Origin of the sequence: Phenylobacterium sp., from assembly GCF_035944335.1 — a bacterium.
Taxonomy (GTDB): Bacteria; Pseudomonadota; Alphaproteobacteria; order Caulobacterales; family Caulobacteraceae; genus Phenylobacterium.
Window position 1 is genome coordinate 1 of the sequence record NZ_DASZBG010000084.1, and the last position, 3,962, is coordinate 3,962.

Genomic DNA, 3,962 nt, shown 5'->3' on the forward strand with positions numbered 1-3,962 from the left:
CATGCCGATCGTCGTGCCGGCCGCGACCATGGCGATCTGGTGGTAGCGGGCGGCGAGCAGGCTGGTGGCGATCTGGGTCTTGTCGCCGATCTCCACGAAGAAGAATGAAATCAGCGTGGTCAGGAACACCCCGCCCCGGCTCCTGGTCGCGGCCTCGTCGTCGGCCTTGTCGGGGATCAGCGCCCAGGCCGCCATGGCGATGAAGGCGGCGCCCACCGCGATGCGGAACGGCCGCCCCGACAGCCAGTCGGAGACCAGGTAGCCGAGCGTGGCGGCCAAGGTGTGGTTGAGGATCGTGGCGCCCAGGATGCCCAGGATGATCGGCACGGGCTTGCGGAACTTGGCGGCCAGCACGATGGCCAGCAGCTGGGTCTTGTCGCCGATCTCGCCGATGGCGACGACGGCGGTGGAGGTGAAGAAGGGTTCGAAGGTCACGGCGGATGCTCGGGGCCGGTGTTGACACGACGACGCGGCGACCCCCGCCGGCCTCGGCCGAAGGTCCGCATCGTCGGTCTCGCCAATCGGATCGCTGGGCGATCCGGCGTCCGCGCCACGCCCGAGGCTCTTTGGAAGCCGGGCGATTGTGTTGACGCGGACTTCGCTGGAGGTGCGAACGGCTACTCCCCGAAGACGCCGCGCTTCTAGCGGACGGCGGCGGCCCCCACAACGAAAAAGGCGGCCGCCGGGGCCGCCCTCTCGTCATCGGCTTTCAGGGTCGTCGCTCAGCGGTTGAGCGCACTTTTCAGGGTGTCGCCGGCGCGGAACCGGCAGGTCGCCGAGGCCGCGCGCTTGACGGTCTCGCCGGTGCGTGGATTGCGCGCGGTGCCGGCCGGGCGCTTGACCGGAACGAAGGAGCCGAAGCCCACCAGGCGGACTTCCTTGCCTTGCCTCAGCGAACTGGAAACCGACGTGATGAAGGCGTCCAGCGCCTGCTTGGCCTGAGCCTTGTTCAATCCAGCCTTGTCGGCGATCGCGGTGACCAGTTCGGCTTTGGTCATTGGTGTCCTCCCAGCTCTTTTTTGTTTCTTCTTAGCCCGAGCGGGGTCGCCATCGCCTGCGCCCCGTCGCCCAGTTCGCATTTAAGGACCGGACAAGCTCGGCCGTCAAACGAGAGCGGCGCGGGAATCCTCCCGCGCCGCTCGGCTGTCACAAGATGTGATCGGACTTTGGCCGTCTCGCCGTCCTGACCGCTCGGTCACGCAGCAGAACGGAAACGTGAAGATCACATTTCCGGGCTGTCGCTGCTGATGCTCGGTCGCGCAGCCGAACGGAAACGTGAAGATCACCTTTCCTGGCTGTCGCTGCTAGTGGGTGATCAGGCCCCCCACGTCGGGGGCGTCGGCGTCATCGGCCACCGACACCGGCGGCTGATCGGCCTCGTTCCACTCGATCGGCACCGGCTGGCGGGTGAGCGCATGCTTGAGCACCTCGTCCATGGTGGACACCGGGATCAGTTCGAGGCCGTTCTTGACCGAGTCCGGGACGTCGGCGAGGTCCTTCTCGTTCTCCTCCGGGATCAGTACGGTCTTCACGCCCGACCGGAGTGCGGAGAGCAGCTTCTCCTTCAGCCCGCCGATGGCCGTCACCCGGCCCCTGAGCGTGACTTCGCCGGTCATGGCGAGGTCGGCCCGGATCGGGATGCCGGTCAGCACCGAGACGATGGCGGTCGCCATGGCCGCGCCGGCGGACGGACCGTCCTTGGGCGTGGCGCCGTCCGGCACGTGGATGTGCACGTCGGTCTTCTCGAACATCGGCGGTTCGAGGCCGAACTTGGTGGCCCGCGACCGGACGTAGGAATTCGCCGCGGAGATCGACTCCTTCATCACGTCCTTGAGGTTGCCGGTGATCGACATGCGGCCCTTGCCGGGCATCTTGACCGCCTCGATGGTCAGGATGTCGCCGCCGAACTCGGTGTAGGCGAGCCCGGTGATGATACCCACCTGGTCCTCCTTGTCGGTCTCGCCGTAGCGGAACTTCTTGACGCCCGCGTACTGGCCGAGCCGCTCGTCGTCGATGGTGATCGACAGCAGCTTCTCACGCCCCAGGTCGCGGACCGTCTTGCGCGCCAGGTTGCCCAGCTCGCGCTCCAGGTTCCGGACGCCGGCTTCGCGGGTGTAGTAGCGGATCAGGTCGCGGATCGCCTGGTCGGGCACCACGAACTCTTCCGGCTTCAGCCCGTGGTCCTTGGTGACCTTCGGCAGGATGTGCCGCTTGGCGATCTCCACCTTCTCGTCCTCGGTGTAGCCGGGGATGCGGATGATCTCCATGCGGTCCAGCAGGGGCTGGGGCATGTTGAGCGTGTTGGCCGTGGTGACGAACATCACCGGCGACAGGTCGTAGTCCACCTCCAGATAGTGGTCGGCGAAGGTGGAGTTCTGCGCCGGATCCAGCACCTCCAAGAGGGCCGAGGACGGGTCGCCCCGCCAGTCGGAGCCCATCTTGTCGATCTCGTCCAGCAGGAAGAAGGCGTTGGTCGACTTGGCCTTCTTCATCGACTGGATGATCTTGCCAGGCATCGAGCCGATGTAGGTCCGCCGGTGGCCGCGGATCTCGGCCTCGTCGCGCACGCCGCCCAGGGAGACCCGGACGAACTCGCGCCCCGTCGCCTTGGCGATCGACTTGCCGAGCGAGGTCTTGCCGACGCCGGGCGGGCCGACCAGGCACAGGATCGGACCCTTCAGACTGCCCACGCGGCTCTGCACCGCCAGGTACTCCAGGATCCGTTCCTTGACCTTCTCCAGGCCGTAGTGGTCGCCTTCGAGGATGTCCTCGGCCCGTTGCAGGTCGATCGGCTTGATCTTGCCCTTGCCCCACGGGATCGACAGCAACCAGTCCAGGTAGTTGCGGACGACTGTCGATTCCGCCGACATCGGGCTCATGTTCCGCAGCTTCTTCAGCTCGGACTCGGCCTTGGCGCGGGCTTCCTTGGAGAGCTTGGTCTTCTTGATCCGCTTCTCGAGATCCATGAGCTCGTCGCGGTGGTCGTCCTGCTCGCCCAGCTCCCGCTGGATCGCCTTCATCTGCTCGTTCAGATAGTACTCGCGCTGGGTCTTCTCCATCTGGCGCTTCACGCGGTTACGGATCTTCTTCTCCGTCTGCATGACGCTGATCTCGCCCTCCATCAGGGCGTAGACCTTCTCCAGGCGCTTCACGACGTGGGCGACTTCCAGCAGCTGCTGCTTCTCGGCGATCTTCACCGACAGGTGACTGGCGACGCGGTCGGCCAGCTCGCCCGGATTGTCGATCTGCGGGATCGCGGCCAGGGCCTCGGGCGGCACCTTCTTGTTCAGCTTCACATAGTTCTCGAACTGCTCGACGACCGCGCGCGACAGCGCCTCGGCCTCCGAGGTCCCGGCGCCTTCCTCGGCCACATGGGACACCGAAGCTTCATAGAATTCCGACTGCGCGGTGAACTCGGCGATGCGGGCGCGCTCGCGGCCTTCGACCAGCACCTTCACAGTGCCGTCGGGCAGCTTCAGGAGTTGCAGGACGGTGGCCACGACGCCGACGTCATAGATGGCGCCCGGCGCCGGATCGTCGTCGTCCTTGTCCTTCTGGGTGGCGAGCAGGATCTGCTTGCCCTCGTTGCGCATGGCTTCTTCCAGCGCGCGCACCGACTTCTCTCGGCCGACGAACAGCGGGACGGGCTGGTGCGGGAAGACCACGATGTCGCGCAGCGGCAGGATGGGGAGGATCTTATTCTCGGACATGATGCTTCAACTCCTGGCCTGCCCGATTGGGTCTCGGGACAAGGCCGCCGGATCGTGGTCACTCAGACGATGCGCCTGAGTCGGACGACCCGTCCGCCGTCTGGGCGGTGAAACTAGGGATTTATGTGGACGGTTTCGCACCTTGTTCAAGCGGAGCAAGGCCGTTGCGCGACACTGCGCCTCATCGCCGTCCCGAGGTTAGCTTGACCGGGGAACGGACGGGGTTCGGCGCAAGGTTGTGCCCTTCCACGA

3 protein-coding genes are annotated in these 3,962 nt (G+C 66.0%); all 3 read right to left on the reverse strand.

The annotated features are described in order from the left end of the window. Nucleotides 1-435, reverse strand: a 435-nt coding sequence (locus VGT80_RS13930) for a TMEM165/GDT1 family protein (protein WP_327456777.1), incomplete at its 3' end; no start/stop codon positions are given. Between the two features lie 287 nt (nucleotides 436-722). Continuing rightward, complete coding sequence (locus tag VGT80_RS13935) at nucleotides 723-998, reverse strand: HU family DNA-binding protein (protein WP_327456779.1); 276 nt, start codon at nucleotides 996-998, stop codon at nucleotides 723-725. A 306-nt stretch (nucleotides 999-1,304) separates the two neighbouring features. Next, nucleotides 1,305-3,710 (reverse strand): endopeptidase La, encoded by a 2,406-nt coding sequence (gene lon / locus VGT80_RS13940; RefSeq protein WP_327456781.1) that lies wholly within the window; start codon nucleotides 3,708-3,710, stop codon nucleotides 1,305-1,307. Nucleotides 3,711-3,962: the final 252 nt, after the last annotated feature.